This window comes from Nocardia sp. IFM 10818, assembly GCF_054655275.1.
This window is the reverse complement of sequence record NZ_BAAHJH010000001.1, coordinates 3967932-3993598: the sequence shown is the minus strand read 5'-3', so window position 1 is coordinate 3993598 and position 25667 is coordinate 3967932. Positions and strand designations below refer to the sequence as shown.

Here is a 25667-nt window from a genome sequence, read left to right as displayed (position 1 = left end):
TTCGACATGGATTCGGCCACAACCGAATCCATCGGCCGATAGCGAACAGCGCACCTACTGTCCGGTTCATGTCGAATTTTCAGTTCAACGGCGTCTCAGCGACCAAGCTCGCGATCCACCTGACCGCAGCCGTAACCATGGCAGCCGCCATGGCCGGTGTCCCGGCCGCGACCGCGAACGCCGGCTGGCCGCCACCGACCGGCTGCGCGGTCGAGGACCACTCCTATGCCGACCTCGACGGGCGCAAGGCCAAATGCAGCTCCGGAGTCGGCAGCGCCCGGGTCCACATCACCTGCAAGCAGTTTCACGCGCCAGGTCTCTATTACGGCAAGGCGGGCTCCTGGGCATCGATAGGCAACTACTCCTACGCCACCTGCGACCGCATAGACGACTGGGTCGTCGGCGCTCGCGGCGAGTGGATGGATGCCGACGGCAGAACCGGCTACTTCTGACGTGATCGTCGTGCGATCACCCCGAGCGGGTGCGCCGTCGGCTCGGGCGTCTCGGCGAGGCTTCAGAAGACGAAGCCGCGCAGGGCCGGGAAGCGCAGGCCACCGACTGCCGCCATGATGGCGGTGATGGCGCCGGCTCGGGCGAATTCGCCGAGGCCGGGTGCGCAGAGGTCGAGGGCGGCCAGGGCCGCGGTGCTGTGCAGCAGGCCGAACAGCGCCAGTCCGCCGGCTTCCCACTGGGCGGTGAGCCAGCCGCCCCGGGCGGCGGCGCGGAAGGTGAGCTGGCGGTGCAGTTCGTTGGCGATCACCGTGCTGACGATCGATCCGGCGATATTGGCGAGCAGGGGCCGATGCCGCGGACGGCCAGGAACAGCAGGATGTAGGCGGCGTTGCTGACGCCGCCTACCAGGGCGAAGCGGATGAGCTGGGCGTAGACGTGGCCGCCGCGCAGGTACCGGATCACGCTCGCGGGGAGCGTTCCCGGGCGGGGTGTCTGCTGGCCCGGTCACCTCACCGTGGATGCGCGCCCGATCAGATCGGCTCGGGCAGGGTCGGGGAGGGGGTGAAGGTGACGGGCAGGGCGGTCAGGGCGCGGTGGAATGGGCCTGGGCGCCAGGTCAATTCGCCGATCGGGACGGCCAGGTGGATTTCGGGGAGGGCGTCGAGGAGTTGGTCGACGGCTTCCTGGGCGATGAGGTAGGCCAGGGAGCTGGCGGGGCAGGCGTGCGGGCCGGCGCCCCAGGCCAGGTGGGAGCGGTTGCCGGAGATCTGGCCGGTGCGGATTTCCGGATCGGCGTTGCAGGCGGCCATGCTGATGACGACCGGCTGGTGGGCGGGGAGCCAGCGGTCGTCCACCAGGATGGGCTGGCGGGGGAAGCTGATGCAGAAGTTGGCCATGGGCGGGTCGTCGAAGAGGACCTCGTCGAGGGCGTCGCGGGTGGAGAGGGAACCGCCCAGGACGCCGCCGCCGAAGCGGTCGTCGGTCAGGCTGAGCAGCAGGGTGTTGACGATCAGATTCTGTTGCGGCTCGATGCCCGCGCCGTAGAGGGTGGCCAGCTGGTGCACCATCTCGGTGTCGGTCAGGTCGGCGGGGTGGTGCAGCATGCGGGTGGTGACGTCATCGCCGGGTTGGGCGCGCTTGTACAGGGTCAGGCGCTGCAGGGCGTCGATGAGCAGCTTGTTGCCATTGCCCGCGCCGACGCCTTCGAAGATGGCGCGCATGCCTTCCGCCGCCTGGCCGGCGATATCGGCAGGGCAGCCGAGCAGGTGGTTCAGCACCTTGAACGCCAGCGGAAAAGCGTAGTCGCGCACCAGATCCGCCGAACCGGTGGCGCAGAAGGAATTGGTCAGCGACACCGCGACCCGCGCCACGGTGCCCTGCAGGCGGTATCGATCGATGCCGGTGAGGCCCGCGGTATTGGTCTGCCGATAGCGCGCGTGCAGATTGCCCGCATTGCGCAGGGCGTTCGGCCGCCACTGCATCATCGGCAGCACCGGGCAGTCGGCGGGCACCCCTTCCTGCCAGGTGCGCGGATCGGCCGGGAAACGCTCCGGATCATTGAAAATGCGGACCGCCGTGCGATATCCGAGCACCAGGGTGGCGGGAATCCCGGGCGCCAGTTCCACCGGAGCCAGTGCCCCGAACCGAGCCCGCATCTCCCGGTAGGCCCGGTGCGGATCGGCGGCGAACTCCGGGGTGTAGAGCGGCACGCGCGGACCGAACTCGTCGAACGGGGCCTGCGGGGCGCGGGCGGGGATGGGATCCAGCATCGAGTGAGCTCCATGCGGTGAACGACAAAAACCCGCGCCGACCACCGCATATCCCGGACGTGGAACGAGCACACACTACCGATGCCAGCGCCCGCGCGGGCCGATATTCGCGGGTTCGATTCGCGGGCGATCGGGACGGCGCGTGCACGGCGCGGTCCGATAGGCTTCGAACAGCAGCTTCGAGGAGGGCGAGTGCCGCTGATCGGCCGGGAGAACGCGGAGTCGGTGCTGCGTGAGGAGTTGCGCCGCACCGTATCCAGCCATGGCGGACTGATCCTGGTCGCGGGCGAAGGCGGCATCGGCAAGACCGCGCTCATCACCCAGATGGTCGGCGAATTCGACCGCGACGCACTGGTTTTGACGGCCACCGCGTGGAGCGGCGACGGCGTTCCCGGCTTCTGGCCGTGGTTGCAGGTGCTGCGCCGCCTGCGCGGCATGTGCGATCCGGGCCAGTGGACCGCCATTACGGACGCCGCCGGCGCCGCACTGTCCATCCTGACCGACGATCCCGCGCCGCCCCGCACCTCGCGATCCGCCCAACCGGTTGCGGCACAGCCGAACACGAACCTCTTCCGGATCGGCGACGCCGTAACCACCGCCTTGTGCGCCGCCGCGCAACAACAACCGGTTATCGTCGTGATCGACGATCTGCACCGCGCCGACCCGGAATCGGTGAAGCTGCTGACCTTCGTTGCCCGGCATTCCTGGTTCGAGCGCATCGCCTTGGTCGCGGCCGTCCGCGACACCGAGGTCGATACCGAAAAACACCCGCTGCACGAGGCTTTCGCCGAACTGTGGGCGACAGCGCGCGTCGTGGAACTGACCGGCCTCACCGGCAGCCAGGTCGGCGAATTGGCCGCACTGCTGACGGGCGGTCCCGTGCCCGCCGACGTGGTGTCCCGCATCGCGGTACTCACCGGCGGCAATCCTTTCCTCGCCGAACAGACCGCCCGTCTCTGGCATGCCGGCAGCTCGATCGAAACCCTCACGCCGGGCGTACGACAGACCCTCGAGGCCCGGCTCACGCCACTTCCGGAGCGCGTGCTCGACGCGCTCACCACGGCGGCATTCGTGGGCCGGGAATTCGCGATCCCGGTGGTCGCCGCCGCGATATCGCTGGCACCGGCGCCGGTGAACAGCGGTGCCGCCGCGGGGGATTCACCCGCCACGAGAGAGGATGCGCCAACAGCGGGGACAGCGCCGACCGTGGTGAACTCAACGGCCGCAACGAAGCCCACCCACGCGCCAGGTGCAGAGGCTCCCACGACAGCCGAGGTCATCCCCACGACGGCCGAGGTCACCCCCGCAACAGCCGACGTCACCCCCGCAACAGCCGAGGCCACCCCCACAACGGCCGAGGCCACCCCCACGACGGCCGAGGTCACCCCCACGACAGCCGAGGCCACCCCCACGACAGCAGTGACTGCTCCGACGGCGGCAGGGACCGCGTCCGTGGCAGCGGAACGTGCGCCCGCGACCGCTGAAGGGGTGCTCTCCGCAGCGGAGGCCGAGCCCGCGGCTGGAGGCATCGCGCCGGTCGACCTCGCGGCCTCGTTCGCTGCGGCGGTGCGTGCGCGGCTGGTGAATTCGCGCGGGGACGGGCGGTTCGCCTTTGTGCACGATCTGATCAGGGAGGCACTGCTCGGGCGGGTGAGTCCGGCCGCGATGCGGTCCGGGCACGAAGGTGTGCTGGCCGCACTGGAGCGGCTGCCTCGTGAATTGTCCGGCGCGACAGCGGGCGATTTCGCACAGCATGCGTATCAGGCGGCGCACTCGGGCGACCCGGCCGCGGATGAGCGAGCGTTGCGGTACCTGCTGGCCGCCGCGGCGGATGCCTGCGGCCGCATGGCGGCGGGTGAGGTCGCCACGCATCTGCGCCGTGCGCTGTCGCTCGTGCCCGTCGGGCAGTTCGCGCAGCGTGGGCGCCTCGGGCTCGACTTGGCCGCCGCCGCGCACGACGCCGGTGATCTGACCGAGGCGCGACGCACCTACCGGGAGGTATTGCGACTGGCCCGCGAACACTCCGAACCCGAACTGTTCGCTCGTGCCGCGCTCGGCTTACACGAACTCGGCATGCCCGACCCGGAACGTCGCGCCGAACAGGAGATCGAACTCGTCGACCAAGCCCACCGCCTGCTCACCCGGGAGCGTCCGCCCTCCGATCCGCTGGCGGTGCGCCTGCTCGCTGCCGCGAGCCGGGTCCGGGTGCATACCGGCCGCTCCCGGCAGCCCGCGGATTCGACGCGGACGGCCGAAACCATGAGCGCCGAAGCCGTCCGGCTGGCCCGGGCCTCCGGCGACGACCACGCACTGGGCCTGAGCCTGGTGGCGAGGCATGACGCCCTCTGGCGGCCCGGCACCGCCGCGCGGCGACTCGCCCTGGCCGAGGAAATCCGGGCGGTCGCCGACCGCAGCCACGATGACGACCTCCGAGTCCAAGGCTTCGTCCTGCGCATCGCGGCCCTGCTCGAACTCGGCGACCCACGCGCCCACACCGAACAGGCGAACTTCATGGCCTACGCCGAGCGCACGCGACTGCCCCGCCCGCGCTTCATCGCCCGCTCCCGCGCCGGCGCGCTCGCCACCCTGGCCGGTCGCTTCGACGAGGCGGCCCGCGCGATCGACGCCGCGTACGCCCTGGGCGAGCGAATCGGAGAAGTCGACCGCATGCCGCTGTGGCTGGAACAACGATGGGTCCTGGCCCTGACCGCCGATCTGGGCGCGGACGACCCCGGCCATGCCCTGAGCGGCCCGGACGGCGACGCGAAACACCTTGACCACGAAGCGAACAGCCCGAGCGGCGACAGGAACACCCCGCGCGCCGAGACGAACGGGATGGACGGCGACGTAAGCAGCACCAGCGCCCATCCAACAGCGTTCCGCGGCGACGCCGACAGCCCGAGCGGCGGCACAACAAACCTCGGTCGCGACGCAGCGCAGCTCAGCGGCGACACGACGCACCTCGGCGGCAGCCCACCGCAGCTCGGCGATGACACGCAGAGCCCCGACGGCCACGCGAAACCCCCGGGCGGCAGCCCACCGCAGCTCGACGGCGACACACAGAGCCCCGGCGGCCACGCGAAACCCCCGGGCGGCAGCCCACCGCAGCTCGACGGCGACACACAGAGCCCCGACGGCCACGCGAAACCCCCGGGCGGCGATGCGCGCGATCCGGGTGGTGGCGGAATGGGCGAGGGGGGCGATGTGACGGGTCTCCGCGGGGACGCGGACATCGTGCTCGTGCGGTATCGCGAATTGGGTGGGGTGTATCCGGCTGTGCCGCGGTTGGTCGGGGCTGCGCGGCGGGGGGATCTCGAGGCTGTGCGCGGTGGGGTGGATGGGGTGTGGGCGTTACTCGAGAATTATCCGCGGCATTTTCATGCTGGGCCGTTGGTGGCGCTCGCGTATGCGGCTGTCGTGCTGGATGATTCCGGGCTGCGGGCCGCTGTGCGGAAGGTGCTGGAGCCGTTGGGTGAGCTGTGGGCGGTGGTGGCGGGCGGCGGCGCGGTGTACGGGCCCTACTCCTATTGGCTCGGGCGGATTGCCGCGGCGGAGGGGGATATTGCCACCGCCGCAGCGGAATTCACGGCGGCGATGGCCTCGGCGCGGCGGCTGCGCGCGGCCCCGTGGGCGGAGGCGGCGGAACGTGAACTGGCGCGGCTGGATTCCGGGGTCGCGTCGCCGGTGCGGTCGGCGGCGCTACGGGCGCATTCGGCTATCGAGCCGGATCACAATGTCTTTCGCCTCGAGGACGCGGTGTGGACATTGCGGTTCGCGGGGCGCACGCAGCATCTGCCGGATGCGAAGGGGTTGCGTGATCTGCACATGTTGCTGTCGCATCCGGGGCAGGATGTCGCGGCGCTCGAATTGCTCGGCGGTATCGACGACACCGCGCGCGCCGCGCGGCGGCTCGGTGCGGACGCGGTGCTCGATGAGCGGGCCAAGGCCGAGTATCGGCGCCGTCTGCACTGGCTGGACGAGGAGATCGACCGGGCCGCGGAGCGCCATGACGACCGGCGCGCGGCCGCGCTCGATGCCGAGCGGGCGGCTCTGCTCGACGAACTGCGCCGCGCCGCCGGACTGGCCGGGCGTACCCGGCGACTCGGCGACGAGGGCGAACGGGCGCGCAAGACCGTGTCGGCCCGCATACGGGATACCTTGCGGCGCATCGACCACGGGCATCCCGAGCTGGGCGAGCACCTGCGTGCGTGCGTTTCGCTCGGTCTGGTCTGCCGCTATCAGCCCACGCGTGACATTCGCTGGGCGCTCTGAACAGGCCGCAGCTGGGCACGAACGTCTGGTCTCACCCGGATCTCGCATTGCTGGATCGCATCTCGCGCCTTATCGGTGACAGCGAAATCCGTGGCCGTGAGGCCACCGCGGAAGGAGCACACCATGGAGCAGATCTCCCCCGACCTGTGGGTCACCGAGACCGAGAACCCGTTTCCCGGGCTGACCACCCGTGCGTATCTGTGGACACGTCCGGACGGCAATGTGCTGTTCTACAACACCACGCTGGCAAGTGAACTGGATCGGATGGCCGAGCTGGGCGGCGTCGCCCACCAGTACCTGAGCCATCAGGACGAGATCACCTCGACGTTGGCCACGATCAAGCAGCGGTTCGGTGCGAAGCTGCATATTCACGGGTCCGAGGCGCACTTGGTCCAGACCACCACGGTGGATGATCCGTTCACCGAACGTCATACGGCGCTGGGCGATATGGAGGTCATTCCGGTCCCCGGTCACACGCCCGGCAGCACCGTCTATCTGGCCACTGTCTCCGGCCGCCGCCATCTGTTCACCGGCGACACCATCGTGCGGGGTGAAAACGGCTGGTGGGCAGGATATATCGAAGGCCACAGCAACCGGGAGGCGCTGTTGGAGACCCTCGACGTGCTCGCCGAGCTCAACCCGGAGGTCATCGTTTCGAGCGCCTTCATGGGCGAATCGGGCGTCACCGAGCTGAACGAGGGGTCCTGGCCGGACGCCGTGGACGAGGCGCGGCGCGGTCTGCTGAGCGGGCAGCAAATCGCCCCCTGAGCGGGGTGCCGGGGCCGCACCCGAGTGCGCCGGAGCCGGACCTTACCCCGGTAAGGCCCCATTCCGGCATCCTCCGCAGGTCGGATTTCTGGCCGCCGCGATTTCGGTACCTTCGGAATAATGCGGTGGCCCTTGATCGTTCGCTTGCGCGGCTGGCTGGTGGTGGGTGTGCTCGGCGCGTTCGCGCTGGGCGCGACGCTGGTGACCGCTCCGCCGGTGCGCGCCGATGGGATGGCGAGCGGCGCCGATCTCTCGGTCGCCCAGTCGCTGGGCGATCGGGAGTTGACGGTCATCGTGCGGCGGGCCCAGCCCGTGCCGGGGCCGTTGCGCGTGGATGTGGTGGCCCACAGCGGTACCGCAGCGGGGACCCTCACACTCACCGCCGCGCCGACCGATCAGGTTGGTGAAACATCTTCCGCCAGTGTCGAACTCGGCGACCGGCCAGGGCCGTATCCAGCGACGCTGCGGGTGGTGCACGCGGGGCCGTGGGAGTTGACCGTCTCCGATGGCCAGCGCACGGCCCGCATCCCCTTCGTGGTCGCGGCGCAGGTCGTAACCCCGTGGGAGCGAGCCGCTTACGGTGGATTCTGTGCGGCGGGCGCACTGCTGCTGGTGGCTCTCGGCAGTGCGGTCCTGGCTCGGCGGAGCTGGCCGACGCTGGTCGCCGCGGGCGCGATGATCGCCGCGCTCAGCGTCGGGGTGACGGGTGCGGTGCTGTCGTCGAGCACGCCACCGCCGCGCGCGGCGGGCAGTCTGCTCGATCCCACGTCGGATACCGTCGGCGACCCGTATCCGGAGGTCGATCTGCCGCTGACCACGAAATACTCACGCCCACCGGTGAATATGACGGTGCGTGCCGACCGGCCGGACGGCGGCGGGCCCGCCGAGGTCCGGTTGTCGCTGACCGACTCCGCCACCGGGCGTCCGGTGGACGATCTGCTGGTGAACGATGACGCGCTGCTGCATCTGATGGTCGTCGGCCCCTCCGGCCGCCTGTGGCACCGCCATCCCATTCGCACCGCCCCGGGTGAGTTCCAGGTCGGCTTGGGCGGTGCGGAATCCGGCGAATACGCGATCGCCGCCGAGATCGCCCGCCGGGGCGGCGGCGTGCAGCTGCTGCGGTCCACGGTATCGATCACCGGCGAATCGCCGCCCGGCGCAGCCGATCCCACCCCGCCCGGGGCGGATCTCGTCATCGGCGATCCGGTCGCGGGCGAACCCACCACGCTCACCGCCACATTCGGCGGTGCGGCCGACCTCCAGCCGTGGCTCGGCATGCTCGGCCACCTCATCGCGGTCGGCCCATTGCCCGCCGATATCGCCCCGGGAGCGGCCGCCGGGACCGCTGCGATCTGGGCGCATGCGCATGCCATGACGCCGCTGCCCCCGGCGGGCGGGCAGCCACCGGACGAAACGGTCGCCGCCTACGGCCCGGATGTCCCGTTCACCTTCACATTTCCACTGCCGGGCCGCTATCTGGTCTGGGTGCAGGCCGAGCGCGGCTATTCGGTGCTGACGGTGCCGGCCACCGTCGATGTCCGCGCGGGAGCGGCACGATGACCGCGCCGGACACTCCTCGCAGGGGCGGCACGGTCAGGACGCGCCGGGTACTCCTCGTGGCGGCGGCGCTCATCGCCGCAGCGGTGGCGGCCTGGTGGCTGTGGCCGAGCCCGGGCGGAAAGACCGTGCCGCGCATGACCGCGGGCCCGTATCTCGTCCAGCTGACGATCGCCGACGGCGCGCCCCGCACCGGCGACAACACCGTCGACATCGAAATCACCGACCAGCAGGGCATTCCCGCGACCCCGGACAGAGTGTCGGTGGAACCCGCCATGCCGCAGATGGGCCACGCCGTCCCGCCCGCCATCGCCGGCACCGTGACCCCCGGCCGCTATCGCGCCACCGTGCACCTGCCCATGCCGGGACAGTGGGAGATCGCCGTGCACCTGTCGGGACCGCAGGGTTCGGGTAGCGCCACCTTCTCCGCGCAGGCCAACTGACATGCAGTCCAATCGAATCGAGGAAAGGAACAGCATGGATCTCACCGCTGACGGCCGCGGGCTCACCGCGGACGCGGCCGCGCCGTTCACGCTGCGCCCGTGGCTGCCCGCGTCCATCCTGCTCCTGGCGAGCACGACGTTCGGGATCGGCTCCACCTGGGATATCCAGTGGCACTCCGATGTCGGCCCGGACACCTTCTTCACCCTGCCGCACCTGTTCATCTACGCGAGCGCGGCCGTCGCCGGATTCACCGGTCTCGCGGTCATTCTCGCGACCACGGCGGCCGCGCGGGCCGGACGACGGGTGGACGGTGCGCTCGGCGGTCCGGGCATCGGCGTCTTCGGCCGCACCTTCACCGCACCGCTGGGCTATATGGTCGCCGCCCTGGGCGCGGCGTCGTTCCTGCTGTACGGACTGTGGGATCTGTGGTGGCACAGCGTCTACGGCTTCGACGCGGTCATCGATTCCCCGCCGCACATCGGATTGTTCCTGTCCAGCACGGTCATCTCGGTGGGCATCGTGATCGTGTTCGCCGCGGCGCGCGCCCAGCGCTGGGGGCGGCTGATCGCCCTGTTCGCGCTCGCCCAGCTGCTGACCGACAGCACGGTCACCGCGCTGGCCGTCCAGCAGCTCACTGTCGGCAATATCCGCTGGACGGTCGCCGTCACCGCGTTCATGGTGGTCCTGCTGCTGATCGTGGGCGCGGCCCTTGTGCGGGGCGGCGCGACCCTCGTGGCGGTGTACGCCTCGGCGATCCAGGCGGTGTTCTGGTGGTTCGCGCCCTGGGCCGCCCGCACGTATGCGGATTACGTGGGATTGCCGCTGCGCGAGCACATCCGGGTGATTCCCGCGACACCGGCGCTGATCCCGTTCTGCCTGATCGCCGTGGGTCTGGTGATCGATCTGCTGGTGCGGCGGTCCGCGGGCGGCACGCGGCTGCTCCCGGCGCTGGCCGGCGCCTGCGGCGGTGCGATCATCGCCGCCCTCGCCCCCGTGCAGCGGGTCATCATCTACGACTCGCGCCTCGAGCCCGCGGCGGTCACCATCGCCACCGTGATCGCCGCGGCCGCGCTCGGAGCCCTCGCCGGGTTCCTCGGCCGCCGCTTCGGCCTCATGCTGCGCCTGACCGCCCCGGTCACGGAGGTCCGGGCATGATCGCGCGCCTGTTCTCCACCGCCGCAACGGTATTGGCCCTCATTACTGTCCTGACGGCCACGACCGGTACCGCGTCCGCCTACGAACCGGTCAATATCGTGCACACCGAACGCGTGCAGGCGGGCCCGTACGGCCTCACCATCGGTTTCAGCGAGTGGCCCGTGCGCGCCTTGCAATCACTGGACTTCACCTTCATCCCCGACGGCGGCATCGCCGACAAGTCCGGGACTCTCACCGAGGTCCTGCCCAATGGCAAGACCCGCTACGGCGAACCGCTCTCCCGCCATCCCCGCAAACGCGATGTGTGGGGCCTGGACGTCCGGTCGCTGAACAAGGAGGGCAATTGGATCTTCCGCTTCACCATCGACGGTCCCCAGGGCCGCGGCGAAGGCGAACTGCGTGACCTGGCGGTTCTCCCCCAGCCCGGACCGCCGCTCGCGCTCAGCTGGACCCTCAGCAGCCTTCCGCTGCTGGGCTTGATCGCCTTCCTCGGCTACGCCTGGCGGCGCACCCGGCCCGTCGCGGCGTAGGCGCTCAGAGCGGTCCGAAGAAGCCGACGACGCGGCGGATTCGCCCGTCGCCGGTGAATTCGATCAGGTCCAGGCCGTCCGGCAGCGCCGTGCCGTCCGCCTGCACCACGTGCCAGGCGAAGCGGGCCAGGTCGTGATGGGCGTCGACGCGGCTGGTCCGCAGCACGGTGGCGCCGGGGCGGCGGGCCGCGACGGTCTCGATGTGGGCGAGCAGCCCATCGAGGCCCGTGACCTGCACCGTGGGGTCGGTGTAGGTGGCGTCGGGAGCCCACACCTTCTCGAGGACCGCGCGCCGGATCGCCGGATCGCTCTCGCTCCAGGCCGCACAGTAGGTGTCGATGAGCTGCTCGAAAGCCGCATGCAGCGCTGTCATTTCGTCATCCTCGGTGGCGTTGCCGAACCCGCCGGGAACAGGGGTTCATCTCCTCGGATTGTCCGCTACTAGGATGGCCGCGGTGCACCGATCGCTGAAAGCGCTGCGCGCTGTCCGCCGATACCGTCCCGACCCGGTGCCGCGCGCTCATCGAGCAGATTGTCGACGCGGCCCGCTGGACCGGTTCGGCCCGCAACCGCCAGCCGTGGCGGTTCGTCGCGGTCACCGATCCGGTGCGGCGGGCGGAGCTGAGCCGCTGCGGCGCCTATGCCGTGCATCTGGGGACGGCCCCCGTGGTGCTGGTGCTCGCGTCGGTGGAAAACAGCTTCTCCGACACGGTTTTCGATATGGGCCGCGTCACCCAGTCCATCTGCCTGGCCGCGCGGGAACTCGGGCTGGGCACCTGCCCGACGACCTTCCACCCCGATCCCAATGTGTCCCGGGTCGCCGCATTGCTGAATCTTCCCCCTGGCTGGCGGCCGGGACATGCGGTGGCCATCGGCTATCCGGCCGATATTTCCTCGCCTTCGGCGATCCCCACGGGCCGCCTGTCCATCGCCGAACTCCTGCACTGGGATTGATCCGGCCGCGGGATCAGGCGAACAGTTCCCGCACCGGTTCCCGGGCGCGCCGAGCCGATTCCACCACCGCCCGGGCATGCGCCGGCAACCGCGTACCGGCCCGCGTCGGGGTCATGCCCGAGGATGTGCGCACGAACAACGCCATCCCGAATTCGCGCTCGAGCACGATGATCTGCTCGCTCAACGAGGTCGGCCTGATCCCGACCACCTCCGCGGCCCGGGTGAGGTTCCGCTCCGCCGCGACCGCGAGGAAGTACCGCAACTGTCGCAGTTCCACCCGGCAACGCTATCGGTCGGTGCGATCGCGGCTGGGCGTGGCGTGCACCCTGACATCAGGCCGGATGGTCTGATCGAAGCGGAGTGCCCACAGGTCTGCCCAGGTGAGACACCCCGGCCCGAGTAAAGTGGACGGTTGGTCACCGTGGAGTTTGCCCGCTGGTAACCCTCGTGTGAAACAACGAACGCGCACAGCGCTGATCGTTCTATGAGAGGTGGACATGGCGTGACGCCGCAGGTCGAGACCGCGATGGGTGCTTCCCCCTTGCTGCGAGGCGCACTCGCGCCGCCCGCCCGCACCCTGGTCGACATTCTCGCGGCCACCGCGCGAGCGCATCCGGACGCACCCGCCATCGACGATGGCGAGGCGGTGCTCAATTACGCGGAGTTGCTGGCCGCCATCGACCTGGAAGTGGGCAGGCTCGCGGCCGCCGGCGTGCGCGCGGGTGATCGCGTCGGCGTGCGAATGCCGTCGGGCACCAGCGCGCTGTACGTGACGATCCTGGCGGTGCTGCACGCGGGCGCGGCATATGTGCCGGTGGACGCGGACGACCCGGACGAGCGGGCGCGGCTGGTGTTCGGGGAGGCCAAGGTCACCGCCATCGTCACCATCGACGGGATCGAAACCACCGCCGCCGCATTCGAATCCAGGGACACCGAGGCGGGCGTCGCCGCGCCCGCCCCTGCGGACGACGCGTGGATCATCTTCACCTCCGGCTCCACCGGGACCCCGAAAGGCGTTGCGGTGACCCATCGCAACGCCGCCGCCTTCGTCGATGCCGAGGCGCGGCTGTTCCTGCAGGACGCCCCCATCGGCCCGGAGGATCGGGTGCTGGCCGGTCTCTCGGTCGCCTTCGACGCCTCGTGCGAGGAGATGTGGCTGGCCTGGCGGCACGGCGCCTGCCTGGTGCCCGCGCCGCGGGCGCTGGTGCGCACGGGCGCGGATCTCGGGCCGTGGCTGGTGCGCCGGGAGATCAGCATCGTGTCCACGGTGCCGACGCTGGCGGCGACCTGGCCGGCCGAGGCCCTGGAATCGGTGCGACTGCTGATCTTCGGCGGCGAGGCGGTGCCGCCGGAGCTCGCCGAACGCCTGGCCGGGACCGATGAGCGCGAAGTGTGGAATACCTACGGGCCCACCGAGGCCACCGTGGTGGCCTGCGCCGCGCTGCTGAACGGCGGCTTCCCGGTGCGGATCGGGCTGCCGCTGGACGGCTGGGATCTCACGGTGGTGGATCAGGCCGGAAATCCGGTGGGCGAGGGCGAATCCGGGGAACTCGTCATCGGCGGCGTCGGGCTGGCGCGCTATCTGGATCCGGCCAAGGACGCCGAGAAGTACGCGCCGCTGCCGTCGGTCGGCTGGGAACGCGCCTATCGCAGTGGCGATATGGTGCGCAATGACAGTGCGGGCCTGGTGTTCCTGGGCCGCGCCGACGATCAGATCAAGCTGGGCGGACGGCGCATCGAACTCGGGGAGATCGACAATGCGCTGCAGCATCTGCCGGGAGTGACCGGTGCGGCCGCCGCCATCCGAAGCACCAAGGCGGGCAATAAGATCCTGGTCGGATACCTCACCGGGCCCGAGGCCGGATACGACCTCAAAGCGGCCAGAACCCTGCTCGCGGAACAGCTTCCGGCTCCACTGGTGCCCCGCCTGGCCGTGGTCGCCGAGCTGCCGACGCGCACCTCGGGCAAGGTCGACCGGGACGCGCTGCCCTGGCCGCTGCCCAAGGCGGCCGCCGCCGAGGCCGAGACCGGGCTCAGCGCCACCGAGCAATGGGTTGCCGGACTGTGGGATTCGATCCTCGGCGCGGAGGTCACCGACCCGGGCACCGATTTCTTCGATGTGGGCGGCGGATCGCTGGCCGCCGCGCAGCTCGTCGCCGCGCTGCGGGAACGCTACCCGCACATCGCCGTCGCCGATCTCTACGATCATCCCCGGCTGGGCGCGCTGGCGGCCTATCTGGACGAGAGCGCGCCGGCGGCGGCGGTCGAGGAACGCCTGGTGCGGCCCACTCCCCTGCCCGCGCAGCTGTTCCAGGTGCTCGCGACCATTCCGCTGACCACGCTGACCGGATTGCAGTGGCTCACCTGGCTGGGTGTCGTCGGCAATATCGCCGCCTGGTCCGGATCGCTGCCCTGGCTGCCGCAGCTGTCGTGGTGGTGGGCGCTGGCGGCCTTCCTGCTGTTCATCTCGCCGCCCGGGCGCATGACGCTGTGCGTGATCGGCTCGCGAATCCTGTTGCGGGGGCTGCGGCCCGGCAGCTATCCGCGTGGCGGGTGGACGCATCTGCGGTTGTGGACCGCGGTGCGGCTGTCCGAGGCCAGCGGGGCCGAGAACCTCTCGGGCGCACCGTGGATGGTGCCGTTCGCCCGCGCGCTCGGCGCCAAGATCGGCACGGGCGTCGACCTGCATACGCTGCCGCCGGTGACCGGCATGCTCGAACTCGGCAAAGGTTGCAGCGTGGAACCCGAGGTGGATCTGTCCGGGTACTGGATCGACGGCGATCTCGTGCACATCGGGCCGATCAGCATCGGTCCGGGCGCGGTGGTCGGGGCGCGGTCGATTCTCTTGCCCGGCACCACCATCGGCCGCAATGCCGAGATCGCGCCCGGCTCCGCGGTCGCCGGCAAGGTGAAGGCCGATCAGGAGTGGGCGGGCTCGCCCGCGGTGAAAGTCGGTAAGGCCCAGCATCGCTGGCCCGACCACACGCCCGCGCGGGCCGCGCACTGGGTCGCCGTTTTCGGCATCACCTCCATGGTGCTCGCGGCCGTGCCGATTCTCGGCCTCGCCACCGGCGGCGCGTTCATCGCCTGGTGGATACGCGATACCGCCACGCTCACCGCGGGTCTCGGACGCGCGTTCGCCATCCTGCCGGTCGCCATGCTGCTCAGCCTCGGCGTCTACGCGGTCATCACGGTCATCGCCGTGCGCCTGTTCAGCATCGGCCTGACCGAGGGCTATCACCCCGTCCGCAGCCGGATCGGCTGGCAGGCCTGGGCCACCGAGCGCCTGCTCGACTCGGCGCGCACCTTCCTGTTCCCGCTCTACGCCAGCCTGCTGACCCCGATCTGGCTGCGCCTGCTCGGCGCCAAGGTCGGCAAACATGTGGAAGCGTCGACGGTGCTGCTGCTGCCCAAGTTCACCACCGTCGCCGACGGGGCGTTCCTGGCCGACGACACCATGATCGCCAGTTACGAGCTCGGCGGCGGCTGGCTGCGCATCGGTGAGGCCAAGGTCGGCAAGCGCGCCTTCCTCGGCAACTCCGGAATGACCGCGCCCGGCCGGCGCGTGCCGAAAAACGGCTTGGTCGCGGTGCTTTCGGCCGCGCCCTCCAAGGCCAAGGCGGGCTCGTCGTGGCTGGGCAGCCCGCCGGTGCGCTTGCGACGCGCGGCCGAAACCGCCGATACCGCACGCACCTTCGATCCGCCGCCGCGGCTGCGCATCGCGCGCGGCATCGTGGAGACCTGCCGGCTGATTCCGGTGCTGGTGACCTTCGGCATCGGACTCGGGGTGCTGTTCGCGCTGGCCTGGCTCGCGCGCACCCTCGGTCATCTGCCCGCCGCGCTGCTCAGCGGGCTGGTGCTCATGGGCGCGGGCGCGGTGGCCGGGCTCAGTTCCGTCATCGCGAAATGGTTGCTGGTCGGGCGGATCGGCGCGGAGGAGCATCCGCTGTGGAGCTCGTTCGTGTGGCGCAACGAGGTCGCCGACACCTTCGTGGAACATGTTGCGGCGCCGTGGTTCGCGCGCGCGGCGACCGGTACGCCCGTGCTCAATCTGTGGCTGCGCGGGCTCGGCGCGAAGATCGGCCGCGGGGTATGGTGCGAATCCTATTGGCTACCCGAGGCGGACCTGGTGACTCTTGGCGACGGCGCGACCGTGGAGCGGGGCTGCGTGGTGCAGACCCATCTGTTCCACGATCGAATCATGGCCATGGACACCGTGACCCTGGAGGCGGGCGCCACGCTGGGACCGCATTGCGTCGCCCTGCCCGCCGCGCGGATCGGCGCGGGCGCCACCGTCGGGCCGGCGTCGCTGGTCATGCGCGGTGACAGTGTGCCGCCGTCCACCCGGTGGTGGGGCAATCCGATCGCGCCGTGGCCGGGCCGCACGGAAGCAGTGCGGCGATGACGGGGAAGTTCTACGAGGAACCCATCGACGAATACCTGCCGCAGAACGGGAATCGCGGGTATCGCGTGTCCCGCTACGAGCTGGACCTGACCTACAAGGTCGCCAGCAACCGGCTGGCGGGGCGGGCCGATATCACCGCGGTGACGACCGGGCCGCGGGATCGGTTCGCGCTGGATCTGTCGACGGCGCTGGCGGTGTCCAAGGTGCTCGTCAATGGCGCCAAGGCGGCGAAATACACGCACCGGCAAGGGAAACTGGTCATCACGCCGCAGCAGAAGATTCCGGCGGGCGGGGCGCTGGCGCTGTCCATCCAGTACACGGGCACGCCGAAACCGGTGCGCGGGCCGTGGGGCGAGGTCGGCTGGGAGGAGCTCACCGAGGGCGCGCTGGTGGCCAGCCAGCCCAATGGGGCCGCCTCCTGGTTCCCGTGTGACGATCACCCGAGTTCCAAAGCGAGCTACCGGATCTCGATCACCACCGATTCGCCGTTCTACGCGGTCGCCAATGGCACGTTGGTGCGCAAGCAGACCAAGGCGAGCCAGACCACCTGGGTCTACGAGCAACCCGAACCGATGTCCAGCTATCTGGCGACCATCCAGATCGGCCCCTATCGCAAGCACCGCCTGGAGACCTCGCACGATCCGGTGCCCATGCACGCGGTGCTGCCGCCGCGGCTGCGCGCGAACTTCGATCACGACTTCGCGCGCCAGCCGCACATGATGCAGGTGTTCATCGACAAGTTCGGCCCGTACCCGTTCGAGGCGTACACCGTCGTGGTCACCGACGACGAACTCGAGATCCCCATCGAGGCGCAGGGCATCTCGGTATTCGGCGCCAACCACTGCGACGGCCATCGCGGCTCGGAACGCCTTGTCGCCCACGAACTCGCGCACCAGTGGTTCGGCAACAGCCTCACCCTCCGCCAGTGGCGCGATATCTGGCTGCACGAGGGTTTCGCCTGCTACGCCGAATGGATCTGGTCCGAAGCCTCCGGCGGCCCGACCGCGGACCACCTGGCCCGCACCGCACACCAGAACCTGTCCCGCCTCCCCCAGGACCTCCTCCTCGCCGACCCCGGCCCCCACCTGATGTTCGACGACCGCGTCTACAAACGCGGCGCGCTCACCCTCCACGCGCTCCGGCTGCAGCTCGGTGACACCGCCTTCTTCGACCTCCTGCGCGCCTGGACCGCCCGCTACCGCCACTCCTCGATCTCCACCGAGGAATTCACCGACCTCGCCGCCCACTACAGCCCGACCTCCCTGCGTCCGCTGTGGGACACCTGGCTGCACTCCGAGGCACTCCCCCAGCTCCCCTCACCGGCCGCCGCCTGGACGGTGGACATGCGCTCCCGCCGGACCGACGCAGCAGGCTGAGCCGCAGCCGCTCACGATGGCCACAGCCACTCGGCAATAGCCACAGCCGGTCCTAGATGGAGACAGCCGCCTCGACCGCCCAGCCGGAAGTTCTTCATGGACACAGCCGCCTCGACCACCTGGCCGGAAATGGTCCTTGGTCATTCCGGCGCGCTTTTGGCCGGAATCAACCGCGTTGTCGCAGATCCCGGCCAAAGGCACGCCAGGATGACGGCCGAGGCTTCCGTCTGCGCACGCGGTAGCCCACGGCAACTCGTGGCCGCAGCCACGCCACGTGTCGCGATGGCGCGACACTCACGGACGGGTGGGCAGCGCGGGCCGACTGGTTGGTCCGACATAGGCTGCAGGTCATGGTGGACAGCGATGTGACGCCTGCCGCGCTGGGCGCTGCGCCGTGGGGATCGCGGCTGCTCGGGTCGGCCGATGAGGGGGCGCTGTCGCGGCGGTTGCGGGTGCAGCTGTTGCTGACCGTGCCGCTGGTGTTCGCCAATTTGACCGGGATCGCGGTCTCCAGCCTGCTCATCGGGGTGGTATTGCCGGGGCCGCCGCTGTTCACCAGCGAGACGGTGCTGCTGAATTTCGTCGCGGTGCCCGTGTATGTGAGTGCCGCGTTCGCCGCCGGGTTCGTCTGGGGAACGGTGGGGAGCCTGCGGACGCTGCGGTGGGCGACCGACCCGGATCGGGTGCCGACCGAGGCCGAGCAGGCCGCCACCGCGCGGGTGCCCCGGCGGCTGGTGGTGCAGCAGGCGCTGCTGTGGTTCGGCGGGATGCTGATTCTCAGCCCGCTCTACGGGCTGGTCGATCCCGCCTACGTTCCCAAGGTGCTGCTCGGGACCGGGTTCAGTGCCATCGTCGTGTGCGCGAACAGCTATCTGCTGGCGGAATTCGCCTTGCGGCCGGTGACCGCGCGGGTCCTGGAGGCCGCGCCGCGACGGCGACGGCGCGGGCTCGGGGTTTTCGGGCGCTCGCTGCTGGTGTGGATGCTGGGTTCCGGAACGCCGGTCGCCCTGCTGATGACGGTGGCGGTACTGGATCTGGCCGGGATGGACATCAGCACCAATCGGCTCGCGGTGTGCGTGCTGTCGCTGGGCGGCGCCACGCTGGTGTTCGGGCTGCTGTTGATGACGCAGACCCTCGCGGCGGCGGTGGCGCCCATCCGCGGGGTGCGCAACGCGCTGCGCCGGGTGGAGGACGGCGATCTCGATGTGGTGGTCACCGTCTACGACGGCACCGAATTGGGTGAGCTGCAAAGCGGTTTCAACCATATGGTGGCGGGAATGCGTGAGCGCAAACGCATCCGGGACCTGTTCGGCCGCCATGTCGGGCACGATGTCGCGGCGGCGGCGCTGGCCCGCAATCCCGAGCTCGGCGGCGAGGAATGCGAGGCTGCGGCGATTTTCGTGGACATCATCGGATCCACCACCATGACGGCGACCCGGCCGGCCGACGAGATCGTGGCGCTGCTCAACGAGTTCTTCGAGATCGTCGTGGACGAGGTGGAACGCTACGGCGGGCACGTCAACAAGTTCGAGGGCGATGCCGCGCTCGCCGTCTTCGGCACCCCCGCACCGCTGCTCGACGCCGCCGGATCGGCGCTGGCCGCCGCGCGGGCCATCCGGTCCCGATTGCGCGATGCCGCCATGGAATTCGACGCGGGCATCGGTATCGCCGCCGGTCGGGTGGTCGCCGGGAATGTGGGCGCGCATCGCCGCTACGAGTTCACCGTCATCGGCGACGCCGTCAACGAGGCCGCCCGGCTGTGTGAGCTGGCCAAGCAGGACCAGAGCCGGGTGCTGGCCTCGGCGGCCGCGGTGGACTCCGCCGACGAGGTCGAGCGCAAGCACTGGGAGCTCGGTGAGCGGGTGACCCTGCGCGGGCGGATCCGGGAAACGCGGCTGGCGCGACCGTATCCGCACTGATACGGAAGATGACGTTGGCCACCAACGTACGTCGTAGATCGGCTCCTGGGATATGGTGTTCAGCAGTCGAGTAGCGATCTTGCATACTCATTCCGTCGTGGATGTCTTCTCTTCGCGTCGGCTACGCAGCGGATCAGCAGGCGGGACGACAGTCCTGCGCACCACTGCGGTTCACCCCGATGCTCGAAAGGCACCTGAAACACTTATGACGACTCGTTCATCGAGCCCGGCCCTGTCCTTCTCCGCACTGGGCGTGCGCGCGCAGATCGTGGACGCGCTGGCCGCGAACGGCATTACCGAGCCCAAGCCCATCCAGGCGGCGACGCTGCCGGACGTGCTGGCCGGACACGATGTGCTCGGCCGCGGCCGCACCGGCAGCGGCAAGACCCTGGCGTTCTCGATTCCGCTGGTCGAGCGCCTGGTCGGCAGCACCCGCAAGCCCGGCCATCCCACGGGCCTGATCCTCGCGCCCACCCGCGAGCTGGTGACCCAGATCGCGGCCGCCCTGGAACCCATGACCGCCGCCTGCGGTCTGAAGGTCACCACCGTCTTCGGCGGCGTCCCGCAGAACCGCCAGGCCAAGGCCCTGCAGGCCGGCGTCGATATCGTCGTGGCCTGCCCCGGCCGCCTCGAGGACCTCATGCAGCAGCGCCTGGTCTCCCTGGACGCGGTCCGCGTCACCGTTCTCGACGAGGCCGACCACATGGCCGACCTGGGCTTCCTGCCCGGCGTCACCCGCATCCTGGCCGCCACCCCCGCCGACGGCCAGCGCCTGCTGTTCTCCGCCACCCTCGACAACGGCGTCAACAAGCTGGTCAAGCGCTTCATGCGGAACCCGTTGTCGCACAAGGTGGACGAGGCCCACTCCCCCGTCCCCGATATGACCCACCACGTCTTCGAGGTCACCGGCCCCGACGCCAAGCGCGATCTGATCACCACCCTGGCCTCCGGCACCGGCCGCCGCATCCTGTTCATGCGCACCAAACACCACGCCCGCCGCCTGGCCAAACAGCTCACCGCCGTCGGCATCCCCGCCACCGACCTGCACGGCAACCTCTCCCAGGCCGCCCGCGACCGCAATCTGGCCGCCTTCGCCGACGGCGCCGCCCGCGTCCTGGTCGCCACCGACGTGGCCGCCCGCGGCGTCCACGTCGACGACGTCCAGTTGGTGGTCCACGTCGACCCGCCCGCCGAGCACAAGGCCTACCTGCACCGCTCCGGCCGCACCGCCCGGGCCGGCAGCTCCGGCGACGTCGTCACCGTCGTCCTCCCCGACCAGCGCAAAGACGTGGCCGCCCTGCTGCGCAAGGCCGGCATCACCGTCGAACCCCAGCGCGTGACAGCCCAATCCACCCCGGTGACCGCCCTCGTCGGCCCGATCGCACCCCTGGAAGCACCCCGAACGGCGCCCGCCGCAACGACTTCCGAGCCCCGCGAAAAGCCCGCTGCTCGCGGTGGCCGCCGGTCGAACGGCCGCGGCGCACGTCCCGATTCCACCGGCGCCTCCCCCAAGAGCGGCCCGCGCGGCACCGGCAACCCCCGCACCGCCGGCAGCGAATCACCCCGCGGCACCCGAAACCGCCGTTCGCACACAGTAACCGGCAGCACCTCCCGCGCCGCCACAACCGATTCGCGCGCAACGGCCACCGCTTCCTCCCGCGGTGCGACCAACAGCCAGCGCGCGGAATCCCGCACCACCGCGAATGGACCGCGCCGCGCGAAGTCCGAGGACGTCCGCGGCGCCGCCCGTCGCACCCCCGGCCACGCCGACACCACGCGCTCCACCGGCGGCCGCGCCGCGAACCGTCGCGACGACCGCCCCACCAACGGATCCGCCACCCGCACAGCGACATCCGGCACCCGCACAGCGACATCCGGCACCGGCCGCGCACACGCCGGAACCTCCCGCCGCCGCGCCGGAGCCCCCGCAGCACAGAGCGACCGTTCGGCATCCCAGCGCCAGGGCCGCCGCTGACACCTCACACGGGCACCCACGTCACTCGCGGCGATCCATGTGCCGCCAGTGACGCGCGATCCCGCTGTTGGTCTCGGAGCAAACGGACTTCCTCGGGCGACGGCCGCGCCACGAACCGCCGGGACGACCGACCGACGGGAGGTTCCGGCACGCGCACAGCGACATCCGGCACCGGCCGCGCACACGCCCGAACCTCCCGCCGCCGCGCCGGAGCCCCCGCAGCACAGGGCGAACGTTCGACGTCGCAGCGTCAAGGCCGCCGCTGATACCTGGAAGTACGACCACGTCGCTCGTGGGCGGCCCATGCGCCCGGGCGACGTGTCATTCGCTCGATCTCGACTCGGGTCGGAACGCGCGTAGGCATAGCAACCGGCGTTGAGTCGGCGAGTGGTGAACGTGCAGAGCCGCGCGACTTTGTGGCCGGGGCGGTCAGCGGCGGTGCAGTTCCAGAGCGGCGCGGACGCCGCTTTCGAGGGCGCCTTCGATCCAGGCGGTGTTGAGGCTGGTGTGGTCGCCGGCGAAGTGGACTCGGCCTTCTACCGAGCGGGTGGCGCGGTGGTGTTCGTGGAGTTGGCCGGGGGCGGGGATGGCCGCTTCGCCGAGGGCGTAGCGGGCGCGGACCCAGCTCTGGGTGATGCCGACGCCGGTGAATTCGGCGTCGACGCGGGGGCCGAAGAGATCGCGCAGGCCGGAGAGGGCGAAGTGGAGGCGTTCGCCCTCGGTGAGGGAGTCCCAGCGCATGGCGTCGTCGCCGAAGGTGTAGGAGGCCAGGACCACGCCGCCGTCGGAGTCCTCGACGTGGGAGGGGAAGTAGATGGAGCGGTTCGGGGAGTCGGTGGTGCAGCGGCCGCCGCGGAAGCCGGTGGGGCCTTGTTCCCAGAAGCGGGTCTTGAACTCCAGCAATACTTTGGTGGCGGCGTCGTGGTGCATTTCGATGATGGCGCGGCGCTTGTCGTAGGACAGCGGCGGGTCGAAGGTGCAGAACCTGGCGGCGGTGAGCGGGATGGCCAGGATGGCGTAATCGGCGTCGAAGGATTCGACCGGGGCGGCCGGGGCGCCGTCTGAGTGTTCGGTGCCGGTCTCTGCGGTGGTCCGGATCCGCACGCCGTGGTCGGTCTGCTCCAGGCGGGTCATGCGCTTGCCCATCAGGATTGCCGGGCCGAGCCGCCGGGTCAGGGCGTCGGTGAGCGAGGCCATGCCGCCCTCCAGTTCCCAGTGGGTGATATCGGGCGGGAGCAGAGTGTGGTCGACGAGGGGGAAGACGACGCTGTATCGCAGTCGGGCGGTGAGGTTTTCGAGGGTGCCGATGGTTTCGAGGTGTTCCTTCGACCAGCCTTGGTCCATGAGATAGCGGCGTAGGCAATGGTTTTCGTAGGTGTGCAGCAGTTCGGTCCAGCCGTCGATCTGCCGCCGGATCGGCTGATCGGTCAGTGCGGTTTGCCGGAGCGCGGCGCCGAGAACCGCGCGGCTGGGTTCGGTCATGTCGCAGCCGAACCCGGCGTGGACCGCGGCGGGATTCGCGGCGTATTCCCCACGGGTGTAGGTCATTCCATTGACGTGGATGAGGCTGCGCCGCACCGGGGACGCGGGCCGGTAGTCGAGCCCCGGCCCGTTGGACCACTCCTCCCCGGTGAAGGAGCGGTAGAGCACCGGAGGCGTGAGCGGCGCCCGAGTATCCACGGCCACGTCGGAGCCGTAGAACGGCCTGCGCCGCACGCCCAGCTTGTCCGCGAGCGCCAGCACCATCGGGTGCACGCTGGACAACCGCATGGCCCCGGCCTCGGCATGGAGCGCCGGATCGGAGAAGACCCCGCGCACTGTCTTGATCCGCCCGCCCGTGCGATTCCCGTTGGCCTCCAGCACCGTGACCTCGTGCCCGGCGTCGGCCAGCAGGTTCGCGGCGCACAGCCCGGCCGGTCCGGCGCCGACGACAATGATCTTCTTGCGGCTGCCGGTGGCGGGCAGGCCGGTGTCGATGAGGATCTTCAGATAGGCCAGCGTGAGGTCGTCACCGTTCTCGTCGACCCCCAGCAGTTGCCGCGCGAGCCACTCGCTGCGGTCGCGGGAGCGATCACCCTCGGCACTCTGCGCGGGAACGGGCGCACACGCCGTGGTCGCGGTCGCGCCGGCGACGACCCCCGCGGCCAGCGCGGTGCTCAACAGCCGCCGTCGCGAAACCCTGCTGATCGACATGCGAATCCTCCCGGAACGAGGGGACGAAACGGGTGGTCCAGCAATGCCGCACTGGCCTTAGCGGCATATTCGTCGCCCGAACGGTTCCGGATGGGCGCGGTCCTCCCCGAAATCCGGCAGATTTATATGTTACCGCGAGTAGCGCCAACTGCTTTCGTGTGACACGCTGGACCGGCAGTGTTGCGAACACGAGAGGTGCAGGTGTCAATGGCGACCGAAGTATCCGTTCACGAATCCGGCGGCGGCGCAAGCGAGCCGGAACGAATCACCGCTTTCCACCGCGGGGATCTCACATTCCCCGTCCGCGATTCCGGGCCGATCACCGGTGAGCCCGTCCTGCTGCTGCACGGCTGGCCACAGGATTCCCGCAGTTGGCATACCGTGGCGGCGCTGTTGAACCAGGCCGGCTACCGGACCTTACGCCGGACCTGCGTGGTGCGACGCCGACCGCCGCTCCGCGCTGGCGATGGCAGTACCGCCTCGACGAACTGGCCGCGGACGTGCTGGCGATCATCGACTCCATCGGCCGACCGGTGCACGTGGTCGGCCACGATTGGGGTGCGGCCGCGGCCTGGGCGGCGGCCATCTCGGGCCCCGACCGAGTCCTGTCGCTGGCGGCGCTGTCGGTCCCGCATCCGGGCGCCTTCGCACGGGCCATGATGACGAGCCGGCAGTCGGTGGCCTCCTGGTACATGTACTTCTTCCAGCTACCCCTGCTCCCCGAGCTCACGGTGCGCACCGCCCTGTTCCGCCGAATGCTCCGGCAGACGGGCCAGTCCGCCGATATGGCGCAACGCGAGGCAGATCGCCTGCGCGACAGGGCGATAGCCCGCGGCGGCCTGCACTGGTACCGCGGCATGCCCTTCTCCTCCCCGCGTTTCCTGCGCGGCCGCGTCACCGTCCCGGTCCTGCAGGTGTGGAGTGACAGCGACACCGCGGTGCACAGCACCGGGGTGAAGCTGACACGCCGCTTCGCCGACGGCCCGTACCGGCTGGAGGTCTTGCCGGGCGTCTCGCACTGGATCCCCGAGGAGGCGCCCGGCCCGGTCTCCCGGCTGCTCGTCGAGCATTTCACCGCGGTCGGTCACGGCACCCGCTGACCAGCGGCGGCCTCGCGCACGGCCGCGGCGATGGCGCGAAAGTCCTTGCGCAGGATGTGATCGTGGTTGCTCGCGACCTTCGCGCTGATGCGCAGATGCGGGTTGCGGGCGACCACCGCATCGAGGCTGGCCCGGATCTTCTCCTGCTCGTCGCCCTTGCTGCCGAACGACGCCCCGGACGCCAGCACGTACCGCGTCGGAACGACGATGTCGTCGAGCACCGGGCCCAGATCGGCCGCGCGGGAGATCTTGCCGAGCTCGATATTGCTCTCGGCCTGCTGCGCGGCGGTCATTCGCGGGGTCAGGCCCGTCGGACGCAGCAGCGCCGTGACCGGGCTCAGCAGTTTGAACAGCCGGCGAATCCGCTTCTCCATGGCGTCGTCGAGCCAGTCGTAGGGCTCCGCGCCGTCGACGAGCACCGCGCCGATGGCCCGCTCGGGATTGCGGCTGGCCCAGTGCGCCCCGACGAACGCGCCGTAGGACCAGCCCACGATCAATGCCCGCTCCACGCCCCGGGCCGCCAGCACGACATCGACATCACGCACGCATGTTCCGAAGGAGTAGTCGGCCGACTTCCGCGACTTGCCGCGCGCCCGCTCGTCGAAGGTGATGTGCCGGAATTCGGGCCCGAGTTCGACGATGACCCGCTTCCAGTAGCCCTGTGTGGCGAACTGGCCGTTGGCGTAGATGACCGGGATCCCGGAGCCGCCGGTGTCCGTCACGGCCAGCGCCGTATCGTCCACCGCCACCATGCCGGTCCAGGTCGAGTTGGTCGAGGTAATGCTGTTCTTCGTCAT

General features: G+C 70.3%; 20 protein-coding genes. 13 read left to right on the top strand and 7 right to left on the bottom strand.

Annotated elements, in window-relative coordinates; all coding sequences use genetic code 11:
• Positions 1-68: 68 nt before the first annotated feature.
• A complete protein-coding gene (locus ACYQ5L_RS18145) occupies positions 69-452 on the top strand; it encodes a hypothetical protein (RefSeq protein WP_459958877.1) in 384 nt (127 codons plus the stop codon).
• Between the two features lie 62 nt (positions 453-514).
• On the opposite strand, the gene ACYQ5L_RS18140 is transcribed toward ACYQ5L_RS18145, so the two are convergent.
• From ACYQ5L_RS18140 to ACYQ5L_RS18130, 3 genes are all read right to left on the bottom strand, one after another.
• On the bottom strand, positions 515-760 hold the full coding sequence (locus ACYQ5L_RS18140; RefSeq protein ID WP_459958876.1) for a hypothetical protein: 246 nt from the start codon (positions 758-760) through the stop codon (positions 515-517).
• Positions 757-915 carry a hypothetical protein gene (locus ACYQ5L_RS18135; protein WP_459958875.1) on the bottom strand — a complete coding sequence of 53 codons (159 nt, stop codon included), beginning with the start codon at positions 913-915 and terminating at the stop codon, positions 757-759. The genes ACYQ5L_RS18140 and ACYQ5L_RS18135 overlap by 4 nt, the downstream gene beginning before the upstream one ends.
• Before the next feature lie 68 nt (positions 916-983).
• Entirely contained in the window at positions 984-2222 is a 1239-nt protein-coding gene (locus tag ACYQ5L_RS18130; RefSeq protein ID WP_459958874.1) for a cytochrome P450 family protein, read from the bottom strand.
• 192 nt (positions 2223-2414) lie between these two features.
• Between ACYQ5L_RS18130 and ACYQ5L_RS18125 the strand changes: the two genes are divergently transcribed.
• From ACYQ5L_RS18125 to ACYQ5L_RS18100, 6 genes are all read left to right on the top strand, one after another.
• Positions 2415-6494: an AAA family ATPase gene (locus ACYQ5L_RS18125; protein ID WP_459958873.1), complete on the top strand. Its 4080-nt coding sequence runs from the start codon at positions 2415-2417 to the stop codon at positions 6492-6494.
• A 123-nt stretch (positions 6495-6617) separates the two neighbouring features.
• Positions 6618-7262: an MBL fold metallo-hydrolase gene (locus ACYQ5L_RS18120; RefSeq protein ID WP_459958872.1), complete on the top strand. Its 645-nt coding sequence runs from the start codon at positions 6618-6620 to the stop codon at positions 7260-7262.
• 132 nt (positions 7263-7394) lie between these two features.
• Positions 7395-8822 carry a hypothetical protein gene (locus ACYQ5L_RS18115; protein ID WP_459958871.1) on the top strand — a complete coding sequence of 476 codons (1428 nt, stop codon included), beginning with the start codon at positions 7395-7397 and terminating at the stop codon, positions 8820-8822.
• Positions 8819-9262, top strand: coding sequence for a FixH family protein (locus ACYQ5L_RS18110; protein WP_459958870.1), 444 nt, complete (start codon positions 8819-8821; stop codon positions 9260-9262). The genes ACYQ5L_RS18115 and ACYQ5L_RS18110 overlap by 4 nt, the downstream gene beginning before the upstream one ends.
• 34 nt (positions 9263-9296) lie before the next feature.
• The gene (locus ACYQ5L_RS18105) at positions 9297-10418 is read left to right on the top strand and encodes a hypothetical protein (RefSeq protein ID WP_459958869.1); all 1122 of its coding nucleotides are present in this window, start codon (positions 9297-9299) and stop codon (positions 10416-10418) included.
• Complete coding sequence (locus ACYQ5L_RS18100) at positions 10415-10948, top strand: hypothetical protein (protein WP_459958868.1); 534 nt, start codon at positions 10415-10417, stop codon at positions 10946-10948. The genes ACYQ5L_RS18105 and ACYQ5L_RS18100 overlap by 4 nt, the downstream gene beginning before the upstream one ends.
• A 4-nt stretch (positions 10949-10952) precedes the next feature.
• On the opposite strand, the gene ACYQ5L_RS18095 is transcribed toward ACYQ5L_RS18100, so the two are convergent.
• Positions 10953-11321 carry a nuclear transport factor 2 family protein gene (locus ACYQ5L_RS18095; RefSeq protein WP_459958867.1) on the bottom strand — a complete coding sequence of 123 codons (369 nt, stop codon included), beginning with the start codon at positions 11319-11321 and terminating at the stop codon, positions 10953-10955.
• Positions 11322-11431: 110 nt separating this feature from the next.
• On the opposite strand from ACYQ5L_RS18095, the gene ACYQ5L_RS18090 reads away from it, so the two are divergent.
• Entirely contained in the window at positions 11432-11902 is a 471-nt protein-coding gene (locus tag ACYQ5L_RS18090) for a nitroreductase family protein (RefSeq protein WP_459963459.1), read from the top strand.
• Between the two features lie 13 nt (positions 11903-11915).
• Here the strand turns inward: ACYQ5L_RS18090 and ACYQ5L_RS18085 are convergent, their stop codons facing one another.
• Complete coding sequence (locus ACYQ5L_RS18085) at positions 11916-12179, bottom strand: LysR family transcriptional regulator (RefSeq protein WP_459958866.1); 264 nt, start codon at positions 12177-12179, stop codon at positions 11916-11918.
• Between the two features lie 249 nt (positions 12180-12428).
• Between ACYQ5L_RS18085 and ACYQ5L_RS18080 the strand changes: the two genes are divergently transcribed.
• The 4 genes from ACYQ5L_RS18080 (at position 12429) to ACYQ5L_RS18065 (ending at position 21577) form a co-directional block, all read left to right on the top strand.
• Positions 12429-16307, top strand: a complete 3879-nt coding sequence (locus tag ACYQ5L_RS18080) for a Pls/PosA family non-ribosomal peptide synthetase (protein WP_459963458.1) — start codon at positions 12429-12431, stop codon at positions 16305-16307.
• On the top strand, positions 16304-17683 hold the full coding sequence (locus ACYQ5L_RS18075; RefSeq protein ID WP_459958865.1) for a M1 family metallopeptidase: 1380 nt from the start codon (positions 16304-16306) through the stop codon (positions 17681-17683). Before ACYQ5L_RS18080 ends, ACYQ5L_RS18075 begins: the two co-directional genes overlap by 4 nt.
• Before the next feature lie 350 nt (positions 17684-18033).
• Positions 18034-19602, top strand: coding sequence for an adenylate/guanylate cyclase domain-containing protein (locus ACYQ5L_RS18070; RefSeq protein ID WP_459958864.1), 1569 nt, complete (start codon positions 18034-18036; stop codon positions 19600-19602).
• A gap of 205 nt (positions 19603-19807) precedes the next feature.
• A complete protein-coding gene (locus tag ACYQ5L_RS18065; protein ID WP_459958863.1) occupies positions 19808-21577 on the top strand; it encodes a DEAD/DEAH box helicase in 1770 nt (589 codons plus the stop codon).
• Between the two features lie 429 nt (positions 21578-22006).
• On the opposite strand, the gene ACYQ5L_RS18060 is transcribed toward ACYQ5L_RS18065, so the two are convergent.
• Positions 22007-23770, bottom strand: coding sequence for a flavin monoamine oxidase family protein (locus ACYQ5L_RS18060; protein WP_459958862.1), 1764 nt, complete (start codon positions 23768-23770; stop codon positions 22007-22009).
• A gap of 371 nt (positions 23771-24141) precedes the next feature.
• On the opposite strand from ACYQ5L_RS18060, the gene ACYQ5L_RS18055 reads away from it, so the two are divergent.
• Positions 24142-24870, top strand: a complete 729-nt coding sequence (locus tag ACYQ5L_RS18055; RefSeq protein ID WP_459958861.1) for an alpha/beta fold hydrolase — start codon at positions 24142-24144, stop codon at positions 24868-24870.
• Here the strand turns inward: ACYQ5L_RS18055 and ACYQ5L_RS18050 are convergent.
• A complete protein-coding gene (locus ACYQ5L_RS18050) occupies positions 24855-25667 on the bottom strand; it encodes an alpha/beta fold hydrolase (protein WP_459958860.1) in 813 nt (270 codons plus the stop codon). The two genes, ACYQ5L_RS18055 and ACYQ5L_RS18050, sit on opposite strands and share 16 nt — an antisense overlap.